Origin of the sequence: Campylobacter sp. US50a, from assembly GCF_004379015.1 — a bacterium.
Classification (GTDB): Bacteria; Campylobacterota; Campylobacteria; order Campylobacterales; family Campylobacteraceae; genus Campylobacter_D; species Campylobacter_D jejuni.
The window spans coordinates 22,156-48,098 of sequence record NZ_RYYJ01000005.1; the positions used below are offsets into that span (position 1 = coordinate 22,156).

The following is a 25,943-nucleotide window of genomic DNA, read 5'->3' on the forward strand; positions in this document are numbered from 1 at the left end:
TTCATTCCTTAAATTGATCAGCTAAGCTAATTTTATCAAATTGTTCCATTAGAAATTCTTTAGCTTTTTCTTTATCTAAAGATAAAATATCCAAAGGTTCACTTAGACTATAAGTAATCTTACTAAAAGGTTTTGGCAAGATCATCTTATCCCAACTTTTAAATTTCCAAAAACGATTTGCTTCATAGTTTAAAATTCTTATCTTTAGTTCTTTTTTTTGAGCCAAAATGATAGAACCATCTGAAATACTATGATAAGGCCCACGTGGACCATCAGGCGTGATAACTATATCGTCATTTTGTTCTAAAACTTTAAATGCAGCTCTAAGTGCACTGCTAGCACCCCTTGAAGTGCTTCCTCTTACAGTATCAAGACCGAAAAGCTTGATGATTTTTGCAATTTGTTCTCCATCTTTATGGTGGGAGATCATGACATAGGCTTTTTTATTTTTTTGTCTATAATGTCTAAACGCAAAAGGCATGAGTGCTAATTTTCCATGCCAAAAAAGTATCACACTAGCTTTACGGTCAACTTTTTCACCTTTATAGTGCTTTTTACAGCTTAAAAAAATAAGCCATTGCAAGATGAAAATTATATATGTTAAGCAATGGATTTTAAACGATTTCCCCATATAAAACCATACGCTTTGCATTAGTGATTTTTACTTCTTTAAATTGCCCTAAAAGTTCTTCGCTACCTTCAACTTGAACTAAAAAATTATTATCTGTTCTTCCAGCAATGCTATTGCCTGCTCTTAATTCTTCAAATAAAACTTTAAAAGTTTTATTTTCTTGTTTTTTTACAATTTCATCTAAAATTTCACTATGATGATTTTGTAAGGTGCTAAGTCTTCTTGAAGCTGTTTCTTCATCGATTTGATTAGGCATGGTTGCGGCTTTTGTTAAAGGGCGTTTGGAGTATTTAAAAGAAAAAATTTGTTCAAAACGCACTTTTTCCAAAACATCCATAGTTTCTTCAAAATCTTTTTCACTTTCCCCTGGAAAAGCTACAATAATGTCTGTAGAAATGCTAACATTTGGACAAAGTTCTCTAAGTTTTAAAGCTCTATTTAAATACCATTCTTTAGTATAGCCACGCTTCATAGCTTTTAAAATTTCACTTGAGCCGCTTTGTAAAGGCATGTGCATGGATTTGCAAACTTTTGGATTATTGGCAAAAACTTCTAAAAATTTATCATCCATATGCAAAGGATGTGGACTTGTAAAGCGAATGCGTTCCAAACCTTCTATAGTGCTAAGTTCTTCTAAAAGATCTGAAAAGTCCATTTTTTTATGTTCGTTTCTAAATCTTTTGCCGTAGTTATTGACATTTTGTCCTAGCAAGAAAATCTCTTTAGCACCTTTTTCAATAGCTTTTTGAGCCTCTTTGTAGATGATGTTAAAAGGTATGGAAATTTCATCTCCTCTAGTATGTGGCACTATACAATAAGTGCAGTGTTTATCACAACCTATGGAGATATTAATATAGGATTTATAAATACTATTTCTAAAATCTGCAAAAGCAAATTCACTTTCATCATAGTCTATGTCCACGCCCATAAATTTTGGAGTTTTTATAGCTTGAGTGATTTTGGAAATATTTCTTGCCCCTAGAACAAAATCCACATAAGGAGCACGTTTGAAAATTTCATTTCCCAAATGCGATGCAGTACATCCACAAACTCCTATTTTAGCACCTTCTTTTTTAACTTTTTCAAAACCACCTACTTCTGAGAAAAGTTTATGCACAGGTTTTTCACGCACTGAACAAGTGTTGATGAGAATAAGATCTGCTTCTTTGATATCTTCTGTTAGTGCGTAATTTTCTTTTTGTGTTAATTCTGCGATCATATGCTCAGAATCTCTGACATTCATCGCACAACCTAAAGTTTGGATAAAAAGTTTTTTAGCACTCAAAGAATATGTACCTCATACATAAAATCATTATCATCAAGTCCGTATTTTACGGTTCTATGATAAATGCTTACTCCTTTTTTTTCAAAATGATTTACAAGGGCAATGAGTTGTTTGTGTGTATTATCTTTATCAAAATAAAAAAACTTTTGTCCTTCTTTTTCTATAGCCTCTTCGATTTTTTCTAGGCTAATATTTTTAGGTTTTTCATTAATCAAAGTTCTTGCCAATTTTAATTCCATAGCTAAATCCTTAAGAATTTTCATTTTAATCTATAATTTTAGCAAATTTTACTTTTAATTAAACTTATTAAGGATATAATTTTTATCTACATTTTTAAATTTCCCACAAAAAAAGGTTTTATAAAATATGGAAAAGATAGCAGATATTATCGAATCTATTGCTAATGAAAAAAATTTAAACTTAGAGAATGTAAAAGAAAAAGTAGCTACCGCTTTAATCAATACTGCAAAAAGAATTTATGGACAAGAATATGAGTTTTTTGTAGATCCTAAAAATTTAAATCTTTATCAAAAAATTACCATAGTAGCAGATAATGACGAGAGATTACAAAATAAAAGTGAGAGTTTTATCGCGTTAAGTAAGGCAAAATCAGAAGCTCCAGATGTTGAAATAGGAGATGAATTAACTTATGAATGTTCTTTGGAAAATTTAGGAAGAACTGCGGTAAATACCTTGCATAAAGAACTTGAATATCATATACAAAAATTATTAGAACAAACTATTTTTGAAAAATATAAAAACAAAGTAGGGCAAATGGTTTTTGGTACAGTTGTTAGAGTGGATAATGAAGAAAATACTTTTATTGAAATAGATGAATTAAGAGCTTTTTTGCCAAGAAAAAATCGCATTAAAGGGGAAAAGTTTAAAATAGGTGATGTGGTAAAATCGGTGATACGCCGTGTTTATACAGATAAGGGTATTAAAATCGAGCTTAGTCGTACAAGTCCTAAATTTTTAGAATGTTTACTTGAAGCTGAGGTTCCAGAAATCAAAGATGGTTATGTCAATATTATAGGATGTGCTAGAATTCCAGGTGAAAGAGCAAAAATCATTCTTCAAGCCAATGGAGCAAATATCGATCCTGTAGGTGCTACAGTAGGTGTTAAAGGTGTAAGAATTAATGCAGTAAGCAAAGAGCTTCATAATGAAAATATTGATTGTATAGAATTTACAAATGAGAGTGAAATTTTAATTTCTCGTACCTTGGCTCCTGCTATTGTAAATTCTGTAAAAATTGAAGATAAAAAAGCTATTGTAAGTTTAAATAGCGAACAAAAAAGTAAAGCTATAGGAAAAAATGGTATTAATATTCGTCTTGCTTCTATGTTAAGTGGTTATGAAATAGAGCTCAATGAATTAAGCTCGTCGCAGCTAAATAATGCCATCAGCAATGAAGAAGCAATGAAAAATCTTCAAGATTTGTTTAAAATTTAAAATATTTGTGAATTTTCACAAATATTTTTTATAAAACCACTTCCAATAAAATGCCGCAAAGATAAAAATCATACCCAATAAACCTGTAATCAGTTCTAAACTCAAGCCTATTTCAAATAAAAAGCCCATAAGCATTGAAATAATAGCGCTAAAACTAAGATAAATCATATCTGTATAAGCAATTACTCTACCATGATATTCTTTGTCGGCATTTTTTTGTATCATAGTGTAGGTATAAGCCCAAAGTGCTGAGGTAAAAAAACCTGCACCAATTAAACCTAAAAAAGAAATATAAAAATTAAATTGAGTTAAAGCCCAAAGTATAATACCAAAACCTTGACCAAGATACATGTAAAATAAATTTTTATCATTAATAAATTTGCTTAAAATCATAGGTCCTATAGCTAAAGAACAAGCACGTACTGCATTTAAAAACCCTATTACTAAAGCAGCAGATAAAACTTCTTTATATTGATGTTGTGCTAAAAGCGTAACCAAGGTTTCATAAGCAGTTAAACCTATAAAAGCGTGAAGCAAGATAAGATGAAAAATTATCTTATTGTTTAAAACATAGAAAAATCCTTCTTTTATCATGGTAAAAAAGCGACTTTGTGTTTTTTGATGAAAATCAGGAATGCTTAATCTTACTAAAAAAGAAATGCCTATGAGTATAAGTACACAGTCAAATAAAAAAGCGGTTTTAACTCCTAGAAAATAAATAAAAATTCCCGCACTTGCCATACCTGCTGTATAAGAAATCGCCCAAATGACACTGTGCATTTCATTAGCGAGTTTAAGTTCTTGAGGGGTTAAAATTTTCGCCAATAAACTCATTTCAGCTTGAAAATAAATCGAAGCAACGCAAAGTCTTATGAAGATTAAAATAAACAAAAGCCAAAGCATGCTAAGACTTGTGACAAAAATAAGACAAAAAATAGAAATTAATTCTATGCTAATCATACTGAGTAAAAGTTTTTTAGGTTTATTTTTCTCTACTATGACGCCATTAATAGGAGCAAGTAAAACTCCAGGTAAAAAAGCAAGCATAGCACTTGTAGCTGTTGCCCAAGTAGGAGCATTAAGCTCGACTAAAAGGGTAAAAACTCCAGTTTGAGAAAACCATGCTCCAAAATATACTATAAACTGAACCGAAGCTAATATTCTGATATTTTTATTATTTTTTAATAGTTCAATGTAATTCATAAGCGAAACTATAGCATAATTTATATTTTAAATGCTATAATTATTTTAATTATGTAAAAAACAAGGAAAAATTTTGAAAAGACTGGATAAAAAAGAAGCTTTAGATTTATTACATCATGCGAGTTTAACAGAACTTGGAGAAATGGCTTATAAAAGAAAATTAGAATTTCATCCTGAAAAAATTACCACTTTTGTTGTGGATAGAAATATTAATTATACCAATGTTTGTTGTATTGATTGTTCTTTTTGTGCTTTTTATCGCCATCATAAAGAAGATGATGCTTATATTTTAAGCTTTGAGGAGATAGGCAAGAAGATAGAGGAGCTTGAAGCTATTGGGGGTACACAAATTCTTTTTCAAGGTGGGGTGCACCCAAAATTAAAAATAGAATGGTATGAAGAATTAGTTTCTTGGATAAAAGAACATTATCCAAATGTCACTGTACACGGTTTTTCAGCAGTTGAAATCGCTTATATTGCAAAGGCATCTAAAATTTCCATCACTGAAGTGCTGCAAAGACTGCAAGCTAAAGGTTTATTTTCTATACCAGGAGCGGGAGCTGAGGTGCTAAGCGATAGAGTGCGTGATATCATTGCACCCAATAAATGCGATACATCTACTTGGTTAGAAGTACATCGCCAAGCTCATAAAATCGGTATGAAAAGTACAGCTACCATGATGTTTGGAACGGTTGAAAATGATGAAGAAATCATCGATCATTTTGAGCATTTAAGAAAATTACAAGATGAAACAGGTGGTTTTAGAGCTTTTATTTTATGGAGCTTTCAAAGTGATAATACTGCTTTAATCCAAAAACATCCAGAGATTATGAAACAAAGTTCTAATAAGTATTTAAGACTTTTAGCTTTAGCAAGACTTTATTTAGATAATTTTAAGAATTTGCAAAGTTCTTGGGTAACTCAAGGCTCGCTTATAGGTCAACTTGCTTTAAAATTTGGGGCTAATGATTTAGGCTCAACCATGATGGAAGAAAATGTAGTAAGTGCCGCAGGAGCAAGTTATAGAATGAATCAAGATGAGATGATAAGGCTGATTAGAAGTTTAGGCGAAAATCCAGCTAAACGCAATACCGCTTATGAAATTTTAGAAAGGTTTTAATGCAGTATTTAGAGAGTAGGGGTGTTAAAATCCCTTTTATTTTTGAAAAAAATTCTGATTTTCCTATTGTTGTTTTAAAGCTTGTCTTTAGAAATTGTGCTAGAAGTTATGATGAAATAGCAGGCTTAGCTAAGATGTTTTCACGTATTTTAAATGAAGGCGTGGATGATAAATTTTTTAAGGATTTAGAATTTAGAGCGATAAATTTAGAGGCAAGTAGTGGTTTTGAAAGCTTGGAAATCAATCTTTCTTGCTTGAAAGAAAATTTTGATTTTGCTTTAAAGAGTTTAGAAAAATTGCTTTTAAAACCAAGAATAGAAGAAAAAACTTTGCAAAAATTAAAAATCAATGCCTTAGGTGAGCTCGCGAGTAAAAATAGTGATTTTGATTATTTAGCAAAAAATTTACTCAATACTCAAATTTTTAAATGTAAAGAATTTCAAAGTCCAAATGATGGAGATGAAAAAAGTATAGAAACTTTGTCTTTAAAAGATTTACAAAATTTTTATAAAAATTTTATCCATCTTAGTGATTTGGTTGTGATTTTAGGAGGAGATTTAGAAGAAAAACAAGCCAAGGAAGATCTTTTAAAACTCTTATCAAAACTTCAAATAGGTAAGAAAAATACTCCAAAAAAATATGAGTTAAGCAAAAACATCAAAGATAAAATTTTGCTACGCCCAGAAAGTGAACAAGCTTATATTTATTTTGCTACGCCTTTTTTTGCCGATTTTAAAGATAAGGATTTATATCTTGCAAAAATTGCTTTATTTGTGCTAGGACAAGGGGGATTTGGTTCAAGGATTATGGAAGAAATTCGTGTTAAAAGAGGTCTTGCATACTCAGCTTATGCTATGCTTGATATGAATATGTCTTTTTCTAGAGTTTTTGGATATTTACAAACTAAAAATGAAAGCGCTAAAGAAGCTAAAAAAATTGTAAAAGAGCTTTTTGAAGATTTTATAAAAAATGGCATGACTCAAAACGAACTTGATCAAGCTAAAAATTTTCTCATAGGATCAACTCCTTTGCGTTATGAAAGCTTAAGCAAGCGTTTATCTATGGCCTTTAATGAATTTTATCAAGGTTTAAATTTGGGATATTATAAAGAAGAGTTAAAACTTATGGAAAAGGTTAAACTTGAAACCATCAATGCTTATATTAAAAAACATCAAGAGCTTTTAAATATAAGTTTTGCAAGCATACAAAATGAAAATTAAAGAAAGTGATTTTGAATTTTTTAAAAAATTAAAAATTAGAAGCGCTATTGATTTAGCACTTCTTTTACCTAAAAAAATTGAAAATTTAAATCCAAGTAAAAATCCTAAAGAAAATGAAATTTGCACTCAAAAAATCACTATAAAAAGTGTTAGTTCAAGAAAAAATCAACTTTTTGGTTTGGGTTTTTGTGAAGAATGGCAAGAAAATATCTCTTTTGTGTTTTTTCATCCTAGAGCTTGGCATTTTGGGATTTGTAAGGTAGGAAAAGAGCTTATTTTTAATGCTAAACTCTCACGTTTTAATCACACTTGGCAATTTAACAATCCTAAAATTTTAACTTCTTTTGAGGGTTTTAGTCCAAAGTATCAAATTTTAGGCTTAAAAGATACAAAAATTGCTGCTTTTATACATAAATATCTTAACTATGAAAATTTAAAAGAAAGTGGCATAGAGGATAAATATATACATTTTCTTTTAAATTTACATGCCTATGATGAAAAAAGTTTTTTTATGTTTGAAAATTTGCAAAATTTTAGCAAAGATTTAAAATACATAGAAATATATAATTTTTTAAAGCGTTTAAAAGCTAAACAAACACATTTTAAAGCTCATCAAATCAATGTTTTTAATATAGCCAATTGGCTTAAAGATTTGCCTTTTTCTCTTACTAAAGATCAGCTTAACGCCTTAAAAGATATAGAAAAAGATTTGCATTCAAAAGAAGCTAAAAGGCGTGTGATTATGGGTGATGTAGGGTGTGGTAAAACCTTGGTTTTACTTGGTGCGGCTTTGATGGTTTATCCTAAGCAAGCTATTTTAATGGCACCTACTAGTATTTTAGCGTATCAGCTTTATGAAGAGGCTAAGAAATTTTTACCTGATTTTATGAATATTTTGTTTATTAAAGGGGGTAAAAAAGAAAAAGATTTAGAACAAAATATTCAAAAAGCAAATCTTATCATAGGCACTCACGCTTTAATTCATTTAGAAAGTCATAATGCCGTACTTGTAATGATAGACGAACAACATCGTTTTGGATCAGCTCAGCGTGAGAAAATTCATTCTTTAAATAAGCAAGAATTTGCCCCTCATTTTATACAGTTTTCAGCTACGCCTATTCCAAGAACTTTAAGCATGATACAATCTGAACTTTTAAATTTTAGCTTTATTAAACAAATGCCTTTTAAAAAAGATATTACAACTTATTGCATACAAAATGAAGGTTTTTCTAAGCTTAGCGAGAAGATCAAGGAGGAAATTTCTAAAAATCATCAAATTGTCATTATTTATCCCTTAGTGAGTGCTAGTGATAAGATTCCTTATCTTTCTTTAGAACAGGCTAAAGAATATTGGCAGAGTCATTATGAAAAAGTTTTTGTAACTCATGGAAAAGATAAACAAAAAGATGAAATTTTAGAGCGTTTTAGAGATGAGGGAAATATTTTACTAAGCACTACAGTGGTGGAAGTAGGTATTTCTTTGCCAAGATTGAGTATGATAGTGATTGTGGGGGCGGAACGTTTAGGACTTGCTACTTTACATCAACTTCGTGGTCGTGTAGGTCGTGTAGGGCTTAAAAGCACTTGTTATCTTTATACTAAACTTAAAGAAATTCCAAGTCGTTTAAAAGAATTTGCTAGCACTTTAGATGGGTTTAAAATAGCAGAGCTTGATCTTAAAAATCGTTTGAGTGGAGATTTGCTCGATGGTTTTATGCAGCATGGAAATGAGTTTAAATTTTTTGATTTTTCTAAGGATGAGGAGATTTTAGAAAAGGTGAAAAAAGATTTGGCAAAAAAATTGCCAAATTAATGTCCACCGTACTTATAAAGCATATTTTGAAAATGTGAGGCTATCATTTGTGCACGCTGTAAAATGACATTTTTCATTTCCTCATTATAAACTATATTTAAACTTTCTTCAAAAAGTTTTAGCCAAATTTCAAAAAACTCTTGAGGAAAAGGAGGTAGATCTAAGTGTTTTTTTAAGGGTTGCCCATTATAATCACCTTCGCCTAAAAGCATACCTGCCCAAAAATTTCCTATTTTTGCTTTATGTTCTTTCCATTCTTCATCGCTTGTTCCAATAGCATTGTTAAAAATAGGACCTAAATCTTTATCTTTTCTAACTTTTTCATAAAATATTTCCATGAGTTTTGCTATGCTTTCTTGATTAATTGTTTCAAATTTCATATAAGCCTTTCTTAAATGTTAATTTTATGGCGTTAATATAGCAAAAATAAGATAAATTAAATTTAACATAAGTTAAGAATGGAAAATGTATATAATGAAAGATTATTTAGAACTTTTATCTAGTGTAGGAAAATTAAAAAAATTTCAAAAAAATAGTATTTTATTTTATGAAGGCGAAGAGGCTAAAAAATTTTTTATTTTACTCAAGGGAAAAATACGCATTTATAAAAGTACAGCAAGTGATAAAGAAATTACTTTGCATTATTTTAATCCTCCAAATTTTATAGCAGAAATGCCTGCTTTTAAAAAATTAAATTATCCTGCTAATGCTATATTTGAGGAAGATGGAGAAATTTTGGAAATTGATTTTATTAATTTTCAAAATTTATGCAGTGAAAATAAAGAATTCAATTTTTTACTTATCAGTTCACTTTTTGATAAAATTAAAATTTTAGAAAAGAAATTATCTCAAAATGCATTAGATTTAAGGACGAGATTATTAAAGTATCTTTTGGAAAATGAAAAAAAATTAGATACAATTTCACAAAAACAAATTGCAATTGATTTAAATGTTAGAGCACAATCTTTATCTCGAGTGTTAAAAGAACTTAAAATTTCAGAACTTATTGATACAAAAAAAGGTAGAATTGAAATTTTAAATAAAGATATGATCATGAAAGAACTTTGGTAAAATTTAAGGTAGAGAATGGATTTTGATTTTATATTAGCTCAAGCTCCTGCTTTTTTAACGGCTGCTTGGCTTACGATAAAACTAAGCTTTTTTGGAATTATTTTTTCTTTGATAATAGGCTTGTTTTGTATTTTAATGAGTTATTTTAAAATAAAAATTTTAGAAAATATTTGCAAGCTTTATATAGAGTTTTCAAGAAATACGCCTTTATTAATTCAACTTTTTTTCTTATATTATGCTTTACCTAAATTTAATATACATTTAGAACAAATTCCACCGCTTAGTGTGATTTGTTTAAGCGTAGAAGAAACTTTAAGACCTTCTTTTGCTTGTGCTATAGTAGGACTTAGTTTTTTAGGGGGTTCTTATATGGCTGAGAGTTTAAGGGCGGGATTTGAAGCCATAAGAAAACAGCAGTTTGAAGCCGGACTTTCTTTGGGTTTTTCAAAATTTGGAAATTTGCGTTATGTGATTTTGCCGCAAGCTTTAGCTATTTCTATGCCAAGTATTAGTGCTAATATTATATTTTTAATCAAAGAAACTTCAGTGGTTAGTATTATTGCCTTGCCAGATTTGGTGAATTTAATGAAGAGTTTAAATTCCTTAACCTATAAGACAGATGAGCTATTGTTTTTGTTGTTTATGGGATATTTGTGCATTATTTTGCCTTTGTCTTTTATTTTGCTAAAGTTTGAAAAAAGGTTGATTCATGCTTGAACTTTTAAATACCGATACGCTTTTAAGACTCTGGCAAGGGCTTTTTGTCACTCTTGAAATTTCATTTATCAGCATTATTATTACTTCGATAGGTGGGTTGTTTTTGGGAATTTTAATGAGTTTTAAAAATACCTATATCTATGCTTTTTGTCGTTTAGGTTTAGAATTTGTGCGTGTTATGCCACTTTTGGTATGGCTTTTTGTGGTGTATTTTGGTTTTCCTAGATGGTTTGAGTGGGATTTGAGTTCTGTAAGTGCAGCTATTATTGTCTTTAGCATTTGGGGTTGTTTTGAGATGATGGATTTAGTGCGTGTTTCCTTGCAGAGTATTCCAAAACATCAGTATGAAAGTGCATCATCTTTAGGTTTAAATACGGTGCAAAGTTTTGTTTATATTATTATTCCACAAGCTATGCGTCGTTTAACTCCTGTGAGCATGAATTTACTTACTCGCATGATTAAAAGTACAACCTTTGCTTATTTAATCGGTGCGGTAGAGCTTGTAAAAGTAGGGCAACAAATTATAGAATTTCATAATAGAAATGATTTTGCACCTTTTATTATTTATGGTTTGATTTTTTTTATCTTTTTTATACTTTGTTATCCCATCACTTTATATTCAAGAAAATTAGAGAAAAAATGGAGCTAAAATGAGCATACTAAAAATAGAAAATTTACAAAAGTATTATGGTTCGCATCACGCCTTAAAAGATATTAATTTAGAAGTTAAGGCTAAAGAAGTTGTGGTGATTTTAGGTCCTAGCGGATGTGGAAAATCTACGCTTTTGCGTTGTATTAATGGGCTTGAAGAGATTGCAAGTGGTAATATTTATATTGATAATGAGAAAATAGATAAAGATTTTAAAGAATGGCCAAGAATGCGTCAAAAAGTTGGTATGGTTTTTCAATCTTATGAGCTTTTTGAGCATTTAAGTGTTGAAGAAAATATACTTTTAGGGCCTATGAAAGTGCAAAAAAGAAAGAAAGATGAGGTTTTAAAAGAGGCTAAAATTTGGCTTGAAAAGGTGGGGCTTTTGCATAAAATTCATGCTTATCCAAGAGAACTTAGCGGAGGACAAAAGCAAAGAATTGCCATAGTAAGAAGTTTATGTATGAATCCTGAGTTAATGCTTTTTGATGAGGTTACAGCAGCGTTGGATCCTGAGATTGTTAGAGAAGTTTTAGAAGTGATGTTAAATCTTGCAAAAGAGGGTATGACTATGCTTATTGTTACTCATGAAATGGGTTTTGCTAAAGCTGTAGCAGATAAAATTATTTTTATGGATGAAGGAAAAATCATCGAAGAAAATGATCCTAAAAGTTTTTTTGAAAATCCAAAAAGCGAAAGAGCAAAGAAATTTTTAAATTTGTTTGATTATCATAAATAGATAAAAATAATATTGGTTTATGATAATAAACTTTACAAGACTAAAATTTTATAGAAAAACTAAAAAAGTCTTGACAAAAATTTTTTTTTGAGTTATAATCTCACTTTTATTTTTGCTGGTTTAGCTCAGTTGGTAGAGCAGCTGCCTTGTAAGCAGCAGGTCGGGGGTTCAAGTCCCTTAACCAGCTCCATTTATTTTAGCAGTGTTTGACCAGAATATTGAAAAAGCAATATTTTTATGGTGAGTTACTCAAGTGGCCAACGAGGGCAGACTGTAAATCTGCTGGCTTTCGCCTTCCGTGGTTCGAATCCACGACTCACCACCATGCTTTGCGGGAGTAGCTCAGTTGGCTAGAGCATCAGCCTTCCAAGCTGAGGGTCGCGGGTTCGAGTCCCGTTTCCCGCTCCAACAATTTAAAAGAACTGGGAGCTGTATTTTAAAACCTTTAACTTACAGTATATATCCCATTTAAGAGTTTTTGTTGTCTATTATTATGTATAATTTTTCTGAGCGCTCGTATGGCTCAGAGGTAGAGCACTCCCTTGGTAAGGGAGAGGTCGCGGGTTCAATTCCCGCTATGAGCTCCATGAATTGAAAAAATTATATAGATATAAGACTTGCTTTGCTCAATTTATTTTTATACGGAGGAAAAAAATGGCTAAAGAAAAATTTTCACGTAATAAGCCACACGTAAATATTGGTACTATTGGTCACGTTGACCATGGTAAAACTACTTTAACAGCTGCTATTTCTGCTGTTCTTTCTAGAAGAGGTTTAGCAGAGCTTAAAGATTATGATAATATCGATAATGCTCCAGAAGAAAAAGAGCGTGGTATTACTATTGCTACTTCTCATATTGAATATGAAACAGACAATCGTCACTATGCACACGTTGACTGCCCAGGTCACGCAGATTATGTTAAAAACATGATTACAGGTGCTGCACAAATGGATGGAGCGATCTTGGTTGTTTCTGCTGCAGATGGCCCTATGCCACAAACTAGAGAGCACATTCTTCTTTCTCGTCAAGTAGGCGTTCCATATATTGTTGTTTTTATGAATAAAGCAGATATGGTTGATGATGCTGAACTTTTAGAGTTAGTCGAAATGGAAATTAGAGAATTATTAAGCTCTTATGATTTCCCAGGCGATAATACACCTATTATTTCTGGTTCTGCTTTAAAAGCTCTTGAAGAAGCTAAAGCTGGACAAGATGGTGAATGGTCAGCAAAAATTATGGATCTTATGGCTGCAGTTGATAGCTATATTCCAACTCCAACTCGTGATACTGAAAAAGACTTCTTGATGCCAATTGAAGACGTTTTCTCAATTTCAGGTCGTGGTACTGTTGTTACAGGTAGAATTGAAAAAGGTGTTGTAAAAGTAGGTGATACTATCGAAATCGTTGGTATTAAAGATACTCAAACAACAACTGTAACAGGTGTTGAAATGTTCAGAAAAGAAATGGATCAAGGCGAAGCAGGAGATAACGTAGGTGTTCTTCTTCGTGGTACTAAAAAGGAAGAAGTTATCCGTGGTATGGTTCTTGCTAAACCAAAATCAATTACTCCACACACTGACTTCGAAGCTGAAGTTTATATCTTAAATAAAGATGAAGGTGGTAGACATACTCCATTCTTTAACAACTATAGACCACAGTTTTATGTAAGAACAACTGATGTTACAGGTTCGATTAAATTAGCTGATGGTGTTGAAATGGTTATGCCAGGTGAAAATGTGAGAATTACTGTAAGCTTGATCGCTCCAGTAGCACTTGAAGAAGGAACTCGTTTTGCTATTCGTGAAGGTGGTAAAACTGTTGGTTCAGGTGTTGTTTCTAAAATTATTAAATAATTTAATAAAGCCAAGTTAAAAGCTTGGCTTTAATTTTTTAAGGAAAATTAAAATGAGAATTAAAGTTGGTTTAAAGTGTGAAGAATGTGGTGATATTAATTATAGTACCTATAAAAATAGTAAAAATACTACTGAAAAATTAGAATTAAAAAAATATTGCCCAAGATTAAAAAAACATACACTTCACAAAGAAGTTAAGCTAAAAAGTTAAGCTTGCGCCTTAGGGCAATAGCTCCAACGGTAGAGCGCCGGATTCCAAATCCGATGGTTGGGGGTTCGAATCCCTCTTGCCCTGCCATAATTAAGGTTTAAATAAATGGAAAAATTAATAACTTATTTTAAATTATCAAAAGCCGAATTAAGGAAAGTAATTTTTCCTTTAAAAGAACAGGTAAGAAATGCCTACATTACAGTTTTTGTGGTTGTTGCGGTGATTTCTTTGTTTTTGGCGTTAGTGGATTGGCTTATGTCCTCTATTGTTTCTGCGATCGTATAAGGAGAGTAAATGAGTACTCATAAATGGTATGCAATTCAAACTTATGCTGGCAGTGAAATGGCAGTTAAAAGAGCCATTGAAAATTTAGTAAAAGATAACGGAATTGAAGAACAACTTAAAGAAATTGTTGTTCCAACTGAAGATGTTATTGAATTTAAGAATGGAAAGGAGAAGATTAGCGAAAGAAGTTTGTATTCAGGATACGTTTTTGCACTTCTTGATTTAAATACAGAGCTTTGGCATCGCATTCAATCTCTTCCAAAGGTTGGTCGTTTTATTGGAGAATCCAAAAAGCCAACCCCTTTAACAGAAAAAGATATTAATTTGATTTTGGAAAAAGTTCACAATCGTGCAGCGCCTAAACCAAAGATTTCTTTTGAAGAAGGGGAAAATGTGAGAATCACAGAAGGGCCATTTGCAAACTTTACTGCAATTGTAGAAGAGTATGATATGGTTCGTGGTTTATTAAAATTAAATGTTTCTATTTTTGGACGCTCAACTCCAGTGGAGATCTTATATTCTCAAGTTGAGAAAATAATTTAATTTATATCAAGTAAGGAGATTTGTTATGGCTAAAAAAGTCGTAGGCGAAATTAAATTGCAAATTGCTGCCACAAAAGCAAACCCATCACCACCTGTTGGTCCTGCTTTGGGTCAGCAAGGTGTTAATATTATGGAGTTTTGTAAGGCTTTTAATGAAAGAACAAAAGATATGGCAGGTTTTAATATCCCTGTTGTTATCACTGTTTATGCAGATAAAAGTTTTACTTTTATTACAAAACAACCGCCAGCTACGGATTTGATCAAAAAAGCAGCTGGAATTTCTAAAGGTACGGATAATCCACTTAAAAATAAGGTAGGCAAGTTAACTCGTGCTCAAGTTTTAGAAATAGTAGATAAGAAAATTGCAGATTTAAATACTAAAGATAGAGATCAAGCTGCTAAAATTATTGCAGGTTCAGCTCGTTCTATGGGTGTTGAAATCGTAGATTAATCCTTTCACCGCCAAGGTAAAAGGCGGTAGCACTTTAAAATGCGGAGAAAATAAATGGCTAAGATAGCAAAAAGATTAAAAGAATTATCACAAAAAATTGATTCAAATAAAGAGTATGCTTTAAGCGATGCAATTGATACAATAAAGACTTTAAAGTCTGCTAAATTTGATGAGACTGTAGAAATTGCTTTAAAACTTAATGTTGATCCAAGACATGCAGATCAAATGGTAAGAGGATCTGTTGTTTTACCTGCTGGAACGGGTAAAAAAGTTCGCGTTGCTGTAATTGCAAAAGACGCAAAAGCTGATGAGGCGAAAAATGCTGGTGCAGATATTGTGGGTAGCGATGATTTAGTAGAAGAAATCCAAAAAGGTAATATGAATTTTGATGTATTAATTGCTACTCCAAATTTAATGGGACTTGTTGGTAAAGTTGGTAGAATTTTAGGGCCTAAAGGTTTAATGCCAAATCCTAAAACTGGAACGGTTACTATGGATGTTGCTCAAGCGGTTAATAATGCAAAAAGTGGTCAGGTAAATTTCCGTGTTGATAAGCAAGGAAATATCCATGCAGGTCTTGGTAAAGTAAGTTTTTCTAAAGAACAATTATGGGATAATGTTAGCACTTTTGTAAAAGCAATCAACAAACACAAACCTGCTGCAGCTAAAGGTAGATATATTAAAAATGCGGCTTTATCTTTAACAATGAGCCCTTCTGTAAAGCTTGAAACGCAAGAATTGCTTGATATGAAATAAGAGTTGCTTTTTTGCAACTCTTTTGTTTTAAAATAAACATTTGAAAAAATTTTTAATTTTTTGAGATGTTTATTTTAGATTGAAGATAGTCGAGGCATATGCTTAATTGGATTTCCACTCTACTTGAAATCTCAATCGGAAAGGAGAAAATGTGACTAGAAGCGAAAAAGTTGAGATTATTGCTAAACTTGAAGAAGGTTTTAAAGCTAGCGAAGCTGTTGTGGTTTGTAATTACAGGGGTCTTAGCACAAAAAAACTAGAAGAGCTTAGAAATAATGCAAGAGAAAATAATGTAAAAGTTCAAATTATTAAAAATACTTTGGCTAACATTGCTCTTAATAATTCCGGTAAAACAGGTCTAGTTCTTAAAGATACAAATATTTATCTTTGGGGCGAAGATCAACTAAGCGTTTCAAAAGTAGCTGTCAAATTTGAAGAAAATAATGATAAATTTGAAATCAAAACAGCTCATATTGAAGGCGAAGTTGCAGATGTTGCTAAGGTTAAAGCTCTGGCTAAAATGCCTTCACGCAACGAGTTGCTTGCTATGCTTTTGCAAGTTTGGAATGCGCCAATTACCAATTTCACAATAGGTTTAAATGCGCTTAAAAATAAAAAAGAATCTGAATAAAATAAAATAAAGGATAAAAAATGGCAATTTCTAAAGAAGATGTATTAGAATATATTTCAAATTTAAGTGTTCTTGAGTTATCAGAACTTGTAAAAGAATTTGAAGAAAAATTTGGTGTGTCTGCTGCTCCTGTGATGGTAGCTGGCGGTGCGGTAGCTGGCGGTGGTGCAGCGGCTGCTGAAGAAAAAACTGAATTTGATATCGTTTTAACTGATGGCGGTGCTAAAAAGATCGAAGTTATTAAAATCGTTCGTGCTCTTACAGGTCTTGGTCTTAAAGAAGCAAAAGATGCAGTTGAGCAAACTCCTTCAACTCTAAAAGAGGGTGTAGCTAAAGCTGAGGCTGAAGAAGCTAAAAAACAACTTGAGGAAGCTGGTGCTAAAGTAGAACTTAAGTAATTTTAAGTTTTGAAGTTAGAAGAAGATTTGCTAAGGCAGGTCTTCTTTTTTTATTTTTACCTAATTTTTAGGTCTTCTTTTTTAAATTTACAAAAATTTACCATGAGGTATGTGTGATATGTTAGATAATAAATTAGGAAATCGTTTAAGAGTAGACTTCTCAAACATTTCAAAACAAATAGAAATCCCAAATCTTCTACAATTACAAAAAAAGAGTTTTGATTATTTTTTAAATCTTGATAATGGTGAAAGTGGTATAGAAAAAGTTTTTAAATCAATTTTTCCTATTCATGATCCGCAAAATAGATTGAGTCTTGAATATGTTAGTAGTGAAATAGGCAAGCCAAAATATACCATTCGCGAATGCATGGAAAGAGGTTTGACTTATTCTGTAAATTTAAAAATGAAAATCCGTCTTACTTTGCATGAAAAAGATGAAAAAACAGGGGAAAAAGTTGGCGTAAAAGATATTAAAGAACAAGAAATTTATATCCGCGAAATTCCTTTAATGACAGATCGTGTATCTTTTATCATTAATGGGGTTGAGAGGGTGGTTGTAAATCAATTACATAGAAGCCCTGGTGTTATTTTTAAAGAAGAAGAAAGCTCAACGGTTGCAAATAAGCTTGTTTATACAGCACAAATTATTCCTGATCGTGGTTCGTGGCTTTATTTTGAATACGATGCCAAAGATGTTTTGTATGTAAGAATCAACAAGCGTAGAAAAGTTCCTGTAACTATGCTTTTTAGAGCTTTAGGGTATAAAAAACAAGATATTATTAAGTTGTTTTATCCTATTCAGACTATACATGTGAAAAAAGATAAATTTTTAACAGAATTTAATCCAAATGATTTTATGGATAGAATAGAATATGATATTAAAGATGAAAAAGGAAAAATCGTTCATCAAGCTGGAAAAAGACTTACAAAGAAAAAAGCAGAACAGCTTATTAAAGACGGTTTAAAATGGATAGAATATCCTGTAGAAATTTTACTTAATCGTTATTTAGCAAATCCTATTATTGATAAAGAAAGTGGAGAGGTTTTATTTGATTCTTTAACTTTGTTAGATGAAAGTAGGCTTGCTAAGATTAAAGAGCAAAAAAGTTTTGATATAGCAAATGACTTGGCTAATGGCGTTGATGCAGCGATTATTAACTCCTTTGCTCAAGATGGAGAAACTCTAAAACTTCTTAAACAAAGTGAAAATATCGATGATGAAAATGATTTAGCTGCGATTAGAATTTACAAAGTTATGCGCCCAGGTGAACCTGTGGTAAAAGATGCAGCGAAGGCTTTTGTAAATGATTTATTCTTCAATCCTGAAAGATACGATCTTACCAAGGTGGGTCGTATGAAAATGAACCATAAGTTAGGTCTTGAAGTGCCTGAGTATGTTACTGTTTTGACTAATGAAGATATTATTAAAACTGCAAAATATTTAATTAAAGTAAAAAATGGTAAAGGACATATTGATGATAGAGATCATTTAGGAAATCGTCGTATCCGTTCTATAGGTGAACTTTTAGCCAATGAGCTTCATTTAGGTCTTGCAAAAATGCAAAAGGCGATCAGAGATAAATTTACTTCTTTAAATGCGGATCTTGATAAAGTAATGCCTTATGATTTAATCAATCCTAAAATGATTACTACAACTATCATTGAATTTTTTACAGGAGGTCAGCTTTCGCAATTTATGGATCAAACCAACCCTTTAAGTGAGGTTACTCATAAGCGTCGTTTGTCAGCGCTTGGTGAAGGTGGGCTTGTAAAAGAAAGAGCAGGTTTTGAAGTGCGTGATGTTCACGCGACACATTATGGTAGAATTTGTCCAGTTGAAACACCTGAAGGTCAAAATATTGGTTTGATTAACACTCTTTCTACTTATGCAAAAGTAAATGAACTTGGCTTTGTTGAAGCACCATATAGAAAAGTTGTAAATGGTAAAGTGACTAATGAAGTTGTTTATCTTACAGCAACACAAGAAGAAGGCTTATTTATCGCACCAGCTTCAACTAAGGTTGATGCTAAAGGCAATATAGTAGAAGAATTTGTTGAGGCTAGACAAGATGGTGAAACTATACTTGCAAGACGCGAAGAAGTGCAATTAATCGATCTTTGCTCAGGTATGGTTGTTGGGGTTGCGGCTTCTTTGATTCCGTTTTTAGAGCACGATGATGCAAACAGAGCACTAATGGGTTCAAACATGCAACGTCAAGCTGTGCCACTTCTTACTGCTTCAGCTCCGATAGTAGGAACAGGTATGGAACAAATTATTGCGCGTGATGCTTGGGAAGCTGTTAAAGCAAAGCGTGGCGGTGTGGTTGAGAAAGTGGATAATAAAAGTATTTTCATTTTAGGTGAAGATGATAAAGGTCCATTTATTGACCATTATACTATGGAGAAAAATTTAAGAACCAATCAAAATACAAATTATATTCAACATCCTATTGTTAAAAAAGGTGATATAGTAAAAGCAGGACAAATTATCGCAGATGGTCCTTCTATGGATCAAGGCGAACTTGCTATAGGTAAAAATGCTTTAATCGCTTTTATGCCTTGGAATGGTTATAACTATGAGGATGCTATAGTTGTAAGTGAGAGAATTATTCGTGAAGATACCTTTACAAGCGTGCACATTTATGAAAAAGAAATTGAAGCAAGAGAACTAAAAGACGGCATAGAAGAAATTACCAAAGATATCCCAAATGTAAAAGAAGAAGATGTTGCACATCTTGATGAGAGCGGTATTGCAAAAATTGGTACCCATATCAAACCAGGTATGATTTTGGTGGGTAAGGTTTCTCCAAAAGGTGAGGTTAAACCAACTCCTGAAGAAAGACTTTTAAGAGCTATTTTTGGGGAAAAAGCAGGACATGTTGTGAATAAATCACTTTATGCAACCGCTTCTTTAGAGGGTGTTGTTGTGGATGTTAAAATTTTCACTAAAAAAGGCTATGAAAAAGATGATCGCGCAATAAAATCTTATGATAAAGAAAAAATGGCTTTAGAAAAAGAACATCATGATAGACTTTTGATGATGGATAGAGAAGAAATGCTTCGTGTTTGTGCTCTTCTTTCCAAAGCCCCTTTAAATAGTGATCAAAAAATTGGAGATAAAAATTATAAAAAAGGACAAACTGCAGATATTAGCGAACTTGAAAAAATCAATCGTTTTACTTTAACAACTTTGATTAAAGCTTATTCTAAAGAGATTCAAAAAGAATACGATGATTTAAAAAATCATTTCCAAAATGAGAAGAAAAAATTAAAAGCAGAACACGATGAAAAGCTTGAAATTTTAGAAAAAGATGATATTTTACCAAGTGGGGTAATTAAGCTTGTTAAAGTTTATATTGCTACAAAGAGAAAGCTTAAAGTCGGTGATAAAATGGCAGGACGCCACGGAAACAAAGGTATAGTTTCAACTATAGTTCCTGAAGTGGATATGCCTTATTTACCAAATGGCAAAAGCGTGGATATTGCGCTTAATCCACTTGGCGTTCCAAGTCGTATGAATATAGGCCAAATTTTAGAAAGCCATTTGGGTTTAATTGGACTTAGACTCGGAGATCAGATTCAAGAAATTTTTGACAGAAAGCAAAAAGATTTTCTTAAAGAATTAAGAGCAAAAATGCTTGAAATTTGTTCTATTCCAAGACTTGCAAGCGAAAAAGAATTTATTAAAAGCTTAAGCAATGAAGAGCTTTTAAACTATGCTAGAGACTGGAGTAAAGGAGTTAAATTTGCTACTCCTGTTTTTGAAGGTGTAAATATAGAAGAATTTAGCAAGCTTTTTGAAATGGCCAAGATAGATATGGACGGCAAAACAGAACTTTATGATGGACGCACGGGTGAGAAAATCGCAGAGCGTGTTCATGTAGGATGTATGTATATGCTAAAACTCCACCACTTGGTTGATGAGAAAGTTCACGCAAGAAGTACAGGACCTTACAGCTTAGTTACCCAACAACCTGTGGGTGGTAAAGCACTCTTTGGGGGACAAAGATTTGGAGAAATGGAAGTTTGGGCACTTGAAGCTTATGGAGCGGCTCATACTTTAAGAGAAATGTTAACCATAAAATCAGATGATGTAGAAGGTAGATTTAGTGCTTATAAAGCATTGACAAAAGGTGAAAATGTTCCAGCAACAGGAATTCCTGAAACATTTTTTGTATTAACCAATGAGCTTAAATCTCTTGCTTTAGATGTTGAGATTTTTGATAAGGATGAAGATAATGAGTAAATTTAAAGTAATAGAAATCAAAGAAGATGCAAGACCTAGAGATTTTGAAGCGTTTCAACTAAGACTTGCAAGTCCTGAAAAAATCAAATCATGGTCTTATGGAGAAGTAAAAAAACCAGAAACTATCAATTATAGAACCTTAAAGCCTGAAAGAGATGGGCTTTTTTGTGCAAAGATTTTTGGACCTATAAGAGATTATGAGTGTCTTTGTGGTAAATACAAAAAAATGCGTTTTAAAGGCGTTAAGTGTGAAAAATGTGGTGTTGAAGTAGCAAATTCAAAAGTGCGTCGTTCTAGAATGGGGCATATTGAGCTTGTAACTCCTGTGGCTCATATTTGGTATGTTAATTCTCTTCCAAGCCGTATAGGGACGCTTTTGGGTGTTAAGATGAAAGATCTTGAGCGCGTGCTTTATTATGAAGCTTATATCGTTGAAAACCCAGGAGATGCTTTCTATGATAATGAAAGTACTAAAAAAGTGGAATATTGCGATGTTTTAAACGAGGAGCAATATCAAAATTTAATGCAACGCTATGAAAATAGTGGCTTTAAAGCAAGAATGGGTGGAGAAGTTGTTCGTGATTTACTTGCAAATTTAGATCTTGTAGCGCTTTTAAATCAGCTTAAAGAAGAAATGGCGGCTACAAATTCAGAGGCTAAGAAAAAAACCATCATTAAACGCTTAAAAGTTGTAGAAAATTTCTTAAATTCAAATTTAAACGCCAATACCGATAGCGATGAAGCCGTACCAAATCGTCCTGAATGGATGATGATTACAAATCTTCCAGTTTTACCGCCAGATTTGCGTCCTTTAGTGGCTTTAGATGGTGGGAAATTTGCAGTTTCTGATGTGAATGACTTATATCGTCGTGTTATTAATAGAAATACACGTCTTAAAAAACTTATGGAACTTGATGCACCTGAAATCATTATAAGAAATGAAAAAAGAATGCTCCAAGAGGCTGTTGATGCACTTTTTGACAACGGTCGTCGTGCTAATGCTGTAAAAGGAGCAAATAAACGCCCATTAAAATCTTTAAGTGAAATTATTAAAGGCAAACAAGGACGTTTTAGACAAAACCTACTAGGTAAGAGGGTTGATTTTTCAGGTCGTAGCGTTATTGTTGTAGGTCCAAAACTTAGAATGGATCAATGCGGTTTACCTAAAAAAATGGCTTTAGAGCTTTTTAAGCCACATCTTTTAGCTAAGCTTGAAGAAAAAGGTTATGCAACCACAGTAAAACAAGCTAAAAAAATGATAGAAAACAAAACTAATGAAGTTTGGGAATGTTTAGAAGAGGTGGTAAAAGGGCATCCTGTTATGTTAAACCGTGCGCCTACTTTGCATAAACTTTCTATCCAAGCTTTTCATCCTGTTTTAGTGGAAGGTAAGGCTATACAACTTCATCCTTTGGTTTGTGCAGCATTTAACGCGGACTTTGACGGGGATCAAATGGCAGTGCATGTACCGCTTTCTCAAGAGGCCATTGCAGAATGCAAAGTGCTTATGCTTTCATCAATGAATATTCTTTTGCCGGCAAGCGGTAAGTCTGTAACCGTTCCATCTCAAGATATGGTTTTAGGGATTTATTATCTTTCACTAGAAAAAGCTGGTGCTAAAGGTTCGCATAAAATTTGTACAGGTATTGATGAAGTGATGATGGCGCTTGAAAGCAAGTGTTTGGATATTCATGCGAGTATACAAACTATGGTAGATGGTAGAAAGATTACCACTACAGCAGGAAGATTGATTATTAAATCCATTTTACCTGATTTTGTGCCTGAAAATAGTTGGAATAAAGTCTTAAAGAAAAAAGACATTGCCGCACTTGTGGATTATGTTTATAAACAAGGCGGTTTAGAGATTACAGCAAGTTTCTTGGATAGACTTAAAAATTTAGGTTTTGAGTATGCAACTAAAGCAGGTATTTCAATTTCGATTGCAGATATTATTGTTCCTAATGACAAGCAAAAAGCTATCGATGAAGCAAAAAAACAAGTAAGAGAAATTCAAAATTCTTATAATCTTGGTTTGATTACTTCAGGGGAAAGATACAATAAAATCATTGATATTTGGAAAAGTACAAATAATGTCCTTTCAAAAGAGATGATGAAGCTTGTAGAAAAAGATAAAGAAGGTTTTAACTCTATTTATATGATGGCAGATTCTGGTGCTAGGGGTAGTGCGGCTCAAATTTCTCAGCTTGCTGCGATGAGAGGACTTATGACTAAACCTGATGGTTCTATTATCGAAACTCCTATTATTTCGAATTTCCGTGAAGGGCTAAATGTTCTTGAATACTTTATTTCAACTCACGGTGCTAGAAAAGGTCTTGCAGATACCGCTCTTAAAACAGCAAATGCGGGTTATTTGACAAGAAAACTTATCGATGTTGCACAAAATGTAAAAATTACTATTGAAGATTGTGGAACGCATGAAGGTGTTGAAATCAATGAAATTACCGCAGATAGTTCTATTATAGAAACTTTAGAAGAAAGAATTTTAGGCAGGGTTTTAGCTGAAGATGTGATCGATCCTATTACAAATTCTGTGCTTTTTGCAGAAGGTACTTTAATGGATGAGGAAAAAGCAAAAATTCTTGGAGAAAGCGGTATAAAAAGTGTCAATATCCGCACTCCTATTACTTGCAAAGCTAAAAAAGGAATTTGTGCAAAATGTTATGGTATCAATCTTGGCGAAGGTAAATTAGTAAAACCAGGTGAAGCAGTAGGAATTATTTCCGCTCAATCTATCGGCGAGCCAGGGACGCAGCTAACTCTAAGAACTTTCCACAGCGGGGGGACTGCAAGTACGGATTTACAAGATAGACAAGTAAGCGCACAAAAAGAAGGTTTTATAAGATTTTATAATCTTAAAACTTATAAAAATAAAGAAGGTAAAAATATCGTAGCAAATCGTAGAAATGCGGCGATTTTACTTGTGGAGCCAAAAATCAAAACTCCATTTAAAGGTGTGATTAATATAGAAAATATTCATGAAGATGTGATTGTTTCTATTAAAGATAAAAAACAAGAAGTAAAATACATACTAAGAAAATACGATCTTGCTAAACCAAATGAATTAGCAGGCGTAAGTGGTAGTATAGATGGAAAACTTTATTTGCCATATCAAAGTGGTATGCAAGTAGAAGAAAATGAAAGTATCGTGGAAGTGATTAAAGAGGGTTGGAACGTTCCTAATCGTATTCCTTTTGCGAGTGAAATTTTAGTAGAAGATGGCGAGCCCGTGGTACAAAATATCAAAGCAGGAGAAAAGGGAACGCTTAAATTTTATATCCTTAAAGGCGATGGTTTAGATAGAGTAAAAAATGTTAAAAAAGGCGATATTGTTAAAGAAAAAGGATTCTTTGTGGTGATTGCTGATGAAAATGATAGAGAAGCAAAAAGACACTATATCCCAAGAGAATCTAAGATAGAATTTAATGATAGTGAAAAAATCGATGATGCAAATACCATCATTGCAAGTGCTCCTAAAAAAGAAAGAAAAGTGATTGCAGAATGGGATGCTTATAATAATACTATCATTGCAGAAATTGATGGTGTTATAAGCTTTGAGGATATTGAAGCAGGTTATAGTGCTGATGAGCAAATTGATGAAGCTACAGGTAAGCGTTCTTTAGTGATTAATGAGTATTTGCCAAGCGGAGTTAGACCAACTTTGGTAATTGCAGGAAAAGGTGATAAGGCTGTGCGTTATCAGCTTGAACCAAAAACCGTTATTTTTGTTCATGATGGTGATAAAATCGCTCAAGCAGATATTTTAGCAAAAACTCCAAAAGCTGCAGCTAAATCAAAAGATATTACAGGAGGTCTTCCAAGAGTTTCTGAACTTTTTGAAGCAAGAAAACCAAAAAATGCGGCTGTGATTGCAGAAATTGATGGTGTTGTTCGTTTTGATAAACCTTTGCGTTCTAAAGAAAGAATTATTATCCAAGCAGAAGATGGTACAAGTGCTGAGTATTTAATAGATAAATCAAAACACATTCAAGTAAGAGATGGCGAGTTTATCCATGCAGGTGAAAAACTTACAGATGGAGTTGTTTCAAGTCATGATGTGCTTAAAATTTTAGGTGAAAAAGCCTTGCATTATTATTTGATTTCTGAAATTCAACAAGTTTATCGCGGACAAGGTGTTGTGATTTCTGATAAACATATAGAAGTTATCGTTTCTCAAATGCTAAGACAAGTAAAAGTTGTAGATAGTGGACATACGAAATTTATCGAGGGTGATTTGATTTCAAGACGTAAATTCCGTGAAGAAAACGAAAGAATCATTAGAATGGGTGGAGAACCTGCTATTGCTGAGCCTGTGCTTTTAGGTGTAACAAGAGCAGCGATTGGAAGTGATAGTGTGATTTCTGCAGCTTCATTCCAAGAAACTACTAAAGTTCTAACCGAAGCAAGTATAGCGGGTAAATTTGACTACTTAGAAGATTTAAAAGAAAATGTTATTCTAGGTAGAATGATACCTGTTGGAACAGGGCTTTATGGTGAACAAAATTTAAAACTTAAAGAACAAGAATAACTTTTTATCAATAGCCCTTTTTTAGGGCTATATTTCCTCATTTAAATATTTTTTAACTAAATTATAAGCAAAAATTAGATATCATCCAAAGTTTATTACATTTTTAAAGAAAGGAATTA

The 25,943-nt window shown here is 32.4% G+C and carries 22 protein-coding genes, 5 tRNA genes and 1 pseudogene; 23 read left to right on the plus strand and 5 right to left on the minus strand.

The window, feature by feature from the left end; all coding sequences use genetic code 11:
- Position 1 precedes the first annotated feature (1 nt).
- Genes ELQ11_RS04390 through ELQ11_RS04400 form a run of 3 tightly spaced genes read right to left on the minus strand, consistent with a single transcriptional unit; the run spans position 2 to position 2,155 of the window.
- On the minus strand, positions 2-631 hold the full coding sequence (locus ELQ11_RS04390) for a lysophospholipid acyltransferase family protein (RefSeq protein WP_002938027.1): 630 nt from the start codon (positions 629-631) through the stop codon (positions 2-4).
- Complete coding sequence (miaB, locus tag ELQ11_RS04395; protein ID WP_134225164.1) at positions 615-1,916, minus strand: tRNA (N6-isopentenyl adenosine(37)-C2)-methylthiotransferase MiaB; 1,302 nt, start codon at positions 1,914-1,916, stop codon at positions 615-617. The genes ELQ11_RS04390 and miaB overlap by 17 nt, the downstream gene beginning before the upstream one ends.
- Entirely contained in the window at positions 1,913-2,155 is a 243-nt protein-coding gene (locus ELQ11_RS04400) for an HP0268 family nuclease (protein WP_002851103.1), read from the minus strand. Before ELQ11_RS04400 ends, miaB begins: the two co-directional genes overlap by 4 nt.
- Before the next feature lie 127 nt (positions 2,156-2,282).
- On the opposite strand from ELQ11_RS04400, the gene nusA reads away from it, so the two are divergent.
- Positions 2,283-3,371, plus strand: coding sequence for a transcription termination factor NusA (gene nusA / locus ELQ11_RS04405; RefSeq protein WP_134225165.1), 1,089 nt, complete (start codon positions 2,283-2,285; stop codon positions 3,369-3,371).
- A gap of 15 nt (positions 3,372-3,386) precedes the next feature.
- Here nusA and ELQ11_RS04410 read toward each other — a convergent pair whose 3' ends face one another.
- Positions 3,387-4,574 (minus strand): MFS transporter, encoded by a 1,188-nt coding sequence (locus ELQ11_RS04410; RefSeq protein ID WP_070252278.1) that lies wholly within the window; start codon positions 4,572-4,574, stop codon positions 3,387-3,389.
- Between the two features lie 73 nt (positions 4,575-4,647).
- On the opposite strand from ELQ11_RS04410, the gene ELQ11_RS04415 reads away from it, so the two are divergent.
- Genes ELQ11_RS04415 through recG form a run of 3 tightly spaced genes read left to right on the plus strand, consistent with a single transcriptional unit; the run spans position 4,648 to position 8,727 of the window.
- Positions 4,648-5,694, plus strand: coding sequence for a dehypoxanthine futalosine cyclase (locus tag ELQ11_RS04415; protein WP_126219592.1), 1,047 nt, complete (start codon positions 4,648-4,650; stop codon positions 5,692-5,694).
- Complete coding sequence (locus ELQ11_RS04420) at positions 5,694-6,914, plus strand: pitrilysin family protein (protein WP_126264444.1); 1,221 nt, start codon at positions 5,694-5,696, stop codon at positions 6,912-6,914. The genes ELQ11_RS04415 and ELQ11_RS04420 overlap by 1 nt, the downstream gene beginning before the upstream one ends.
- Positions 6,904-8,727, plus strand: a complete 1,824-nt coding sequence (gene recG, locus ELQ11_RS04425; protein WP_126264443.1) for an ATP-dependent DNA helicase RecG — start codon at positions 6,904-6,906, stop codon at positions 8,725-8,727. The genes ELQ11_RS04420 and recG overlap by 11 nt, the downstream gene beginning before the upstream one ends.
- Here recG and ctb read toward each other — a convergent pair.
- Positions 8,724-9,107, minus strand: coding sequence for a truncated hemoglobin Ctb (gene ctb / locus ELQ11_RS04430; protein WP_002858471.1), 384 nt, complete (start codon positions 9,105-9,107; stop codon positions 8,724-8,726). The two genes, recG and ctb, sit on opposite strands and share 4 nt — an antisense overlap.
- Positions 9,108-9,201: 94 nt before the next feature.
- On the opposite strand from ctb, the gene nssR reads away from it, so the two are divergent.
- The 19 genes and pseudogenes from nssR (at position 9,202) to rpoC (ending at position 25,824) form a co-directional block, all read left to right on the plus strand.
- A complete protein-coding gene (gene nssR / locus ELQ11_RS04435) occupies positions 9,202-9,798 on the plus strand; it encodes a nitrosative stress-sensitive transcriptional regulator NssR (RefSeq protein ID WP_002855067.1) in 597 nt (198 codons plus the stop codon).
- A 15-nt stretch (positions 9,799-9,813) separates the two neighbouring features.
- The gene (locus tag ELQ11_RS04440) at positions 9,814-10,515 is read left to right on the plus strand and encodes an amino acid ABC transporter permease (RefSeq protein ID WP_002871192.1); all 702 of its coding nucleotides are present in this window, start codon (positions 9,814-9,816) and stop codon (positions 10,513-10,515) included.
- Positions 10,508-11,164, plus strand: a complete 657-nt coding sequence (locus ELQ11_RS04445) for an amino acid ABC transporter permease (RefSeq protein ID WP_126264442.1) — start codon at positions 10,508-10,510, stop codon at positions 11,162-11,164. The genes ELQ11_RS04440 and ELQ11_RS04445 overlap by 8 nt, the downstream gene beginning before the upstream one ends.
- Position 11,165: 1 nt before the next feature.
- Positions 11,166-11,926 (plus strand): annotated as a pseudogene (locus ELQ11_RS04450) (amino acid ABC transporter ATP-binding protein).
- 91 nt (positions 11,927-12,017) lie between these two features.
- A tRNA-Thr gene (locus ELQ11_RS04455) sits at positions 12,018-12,093 on the plus strand.
- Positions 12,094-12,142: 49 nt separating this feature from the next.
- A tRNA-Tyr gene (locus ELQ11_RS04460) sits at positions 12,143-12,228 on the plus strand.
- A gap of 6 nt (positions 12,229-12,234) precedes the next feature.
- Positions 12,235-12,311: transfer RNA gene (locus ELQ11_RS04465), tRNA-Gly, on the plus strand.
- A gap of 104 nt (positions 12,312-12,415) precedes the next feature.
- Positions 12,416-12,490 (plus strand) — tRNA-Thr (locus tag ELQ11_RS04470).
- Between the two features lie 67 nt (positions 12,491-12,557).
- On the plus strand, positions 12,558-13,757 hold the full coding sequence (gene tuf / locus ELQ11_RS04475) for an elongation factor Tu (protein WP_134225166.1): 1,200 nt from the start codon (positions 12,558-12,560) through the stop codon (positions 13,755-13,757).
- Between the two features lie 52 nt (positions 13,758-13,809).
- The gene (rpmG, locus tag ELQ11_RS04480; protein ID WP_002793551.1) at positions 13,810-13,968 is read left to right on the plus strand and encodes a 50S ribosomal protein L33; all 159 of its coding nucleotides are present in this window, start codon (positions 13,810-13,812) and stop codon (positions 13,966-13,968) included.
- An 11-nt stretch (positions 13,969-13,979) separates the two neighbouring features.
- Positions 13,980-14,055: transfer RNA gene (locus tag ELQ11_RS04485), tRNA-Trp, on the plus strand.
- Between the two features lie 18 nt (positions 14,056-14,073).
- Positions 14,074-14,253, plus strand: coding sequence for a preprotein translocase subunit SecE (gene secE / locus ELQ11_RS04490; RefSeq protein ID WP_002854985.1), 180 nt, complete (start codon positions 14,074-14,076; stop codon positions 14,251-14,253).
- A gap of 9 nt (positions 14,254-14,262) precedes the next feature.
- Positions 14,263-14,796 (plus strand): transcription termination/antitermination protein NusG, encoded by a 534-nt coding sequence (nusG, locus tag ELQ11_RS04495; RefSeq protein WP_002851098.1) that lies wholly within the window; start codon positions 14,263-14,265, stop codon positions 14,794-14,796.
- Between the two features lie 25 nt (positions 14,797-14,821).
- The gene (gene rplK / locus ELQ11_RS04500; protein ID WP_002779452.1) at positions 14,822-15,247 is read left to right on the plus strand and encodes a 50S ribosomal protein L11; all 426 of its coding nucleotides are present in this window, start codon (positions 14,822-14,824) and stop codon (positions 15,245-15,247) included.
- Between the two features lie 54 nt (positions 15,248-15,301).
- Positions 15,302-16,003 (plus strand): 50S ribosomal protein L1, encoded by a 702-nt coding sequence (rplA, locus tag ELQ11_RS04505; protein ID WP_002854928.1) that lies wholly within the window; start codon positions 15,302-15,304, stop codon positions 16,001-16,003.
- Between the two features lie 151 nt (positions 16,004-16,154).
- Positions 16,155-16,634 (plus strand): 50S ribosomal protein L10, encoded by a 480-nt coding sequence (gene rplJ, locus ELQ11_RS04510; RefSeq protein WP_002871195.1) that lies wholly within the window; start codon positions 16,155-16,157, stop codon positions 16,632-16,634.
- Positions 16,635-16,654: 20 nt separating this feature from the next.
- Complete coding sequence (gene rplL, locus ELQ11_RS04515) at positions 16,655-17,032, plus strand: 50S ribosomal protein L7/L12 (RefSeq protein ID WP_002871196.1); 378 nt, start codon at positions 16,655-16,657, stop codon at positions 17,030-17,032.
- Positions 17,033-17,141: 109 nt separating this feature from the next.
- Positions 17,142-21,278, plus strand: coding sequence for a DNA-directed RNA polymerase subunit beta (rpoB, locus tag ELQ11_RS04520; RefSeq protein WP_134225167.1), 4,137 nt, complete (start codon positions 17,142-17,144; stop codon positions 21,276-21,278).
- On the plus strand, positions 21,271-25,824 hold the full coding sequence (gene rpoC / locus ELQ11_RS04525) for a DNA-directed RNA polymerase subunit beta' (RefSeq protein ID WP_126264439.1): 4,554 nt from the start codon (positions 21,271-21,273) through the stop codon (positions 25,822-25,824). Before rpoB ends, rpoC begins: the two co-directional genes overlap by 8 nt.
- The last annotated feature ends 119 nt before the right edge of the window (positions 25,825-25,943 follow it).

Bases quoted from the DNA above. Each gene is read 5' to 3' on its own strand.
- ELQ11_RS04390 (WP_002938027.1), bottom strand. From the start codon at position 631: ATGGGGAAATCGTTTAAAATCCATTGCTTAACATATATAATTTTCATC.
- ELQ11_RS04400 (WP_002851103.1), bottom strand. From the start codon at position 2,155: ATGGAATTAAAATTGGCAAGAACTTTGATTAATGAAAAACCTAAAAAT.
- nusA (WP_134225165.1), top strand. From the start codon at position 2,283: ATGGAAAAGATAGCAGATATTATCGAATCTATTGCTAATGAAAAAAAT.
- ELQ11_RS04410 (WP_070252278.1), bottom strand. From the start codon at position 4,574: ATGAATTACATTGAACTATTAAAAAATAATAAAAATATCAGAATATTA.
- ELQ11_RS04420 (WP_126264444.1), top strand. From the start codon at position 5,694: ATGCAGTATTTAGAGAGTAGGGGTGTTAAAATCCCTTTTATTTTTGAA.
- recG (WP_126264443.1), top strand. From the start codon at position 6,904: ATGAAAATTAAAGAAAGTGATTTTGAATTTTTTAAAAAATTAAAAATT.
- ctb (WP_002858471.1), bottom strand. From the start codon at position 9,107: ATGAAATTTGAAACAATTAATCAAGAAAGCATAGCAAAACTCATGGAA.
- nssR (WP_002855067.1), top strand. From the start codon at position 9,202: ATGAAAGATTATTTAGAACTTTTATCTAGTGTAGGAAAATTAAAAAAA.
- ELQ11_RS04440 (WP_002871192.1), top strand. From the start codon at position 9,814: ATGGATTTTGATTTTATATTAGCTCAAGCTCCTGCTTTTTTAACGGCT.
- ELQ11_RS04445 (WP_126264442.1), top strand. From the start codon at position 10,508: ATGCTTGAACTTTTAAATACCGATACGCTTTTAAGACTCTGGCAAGGG.
- tuf (WP_134225166.1), top strand. From the start codon at position 12,558: ATGGCTAAAGAAAAATTTTCACGTAATAAGCCACACGTAAATATTGGT.
- rpmG (WP_002793551.1), top strand. From the start codon at position 13,810: ATGAGAATTAAAGTTGGTTTAAAGTGTGAAGAATGTGGTGATATTAAT.
- secE (WP_002854985.1), top strand. From the start codon at position 14,074: ATGGAAAAATTAATAACTTATTTTAAATTATCAAAAGCCGAATTAAGG.
- nusG (WP_002851098.1), top strand. From the start codon at position 14,263: ATGAGTACTCATAAATGGTATGCAATTCAAACTTATGCTGGCAGTGAA.
- rplK (WP_002779452.1), top strand. From the start codon at position 14,822: ATGGCTAAAAAAGTCGTAGGCGAAATTAAATTGCAAATTGCTGCCACA.
- rplA (WP_002854928.1), top strand. From the start codon at position 15,302: ATGGCTAAGATAGCAAAAAGATTAAAAGAATTATCACAAAAAATTGAT.
- rplL (WP_002871196.1), top strand. From the start codon at position 16,655: ATGGCAATTTCTAAAGAAGATGTATTAGAATATATTTCAAATTTAAGT.
- rpoB (WP_134225167.1), top strand. From the start codon at position 17,142: ATGTGTGATATGTTAGATAATAAATTAGGAAATCGTTTAAGAGTAGAC.
- rpoC (WP_126264439.1), top strand. From the start codon at position 21,271: ATGAGTAAATTTAAAGTAATAGAAATCAAAGAAGATGCAAGACCTAGA.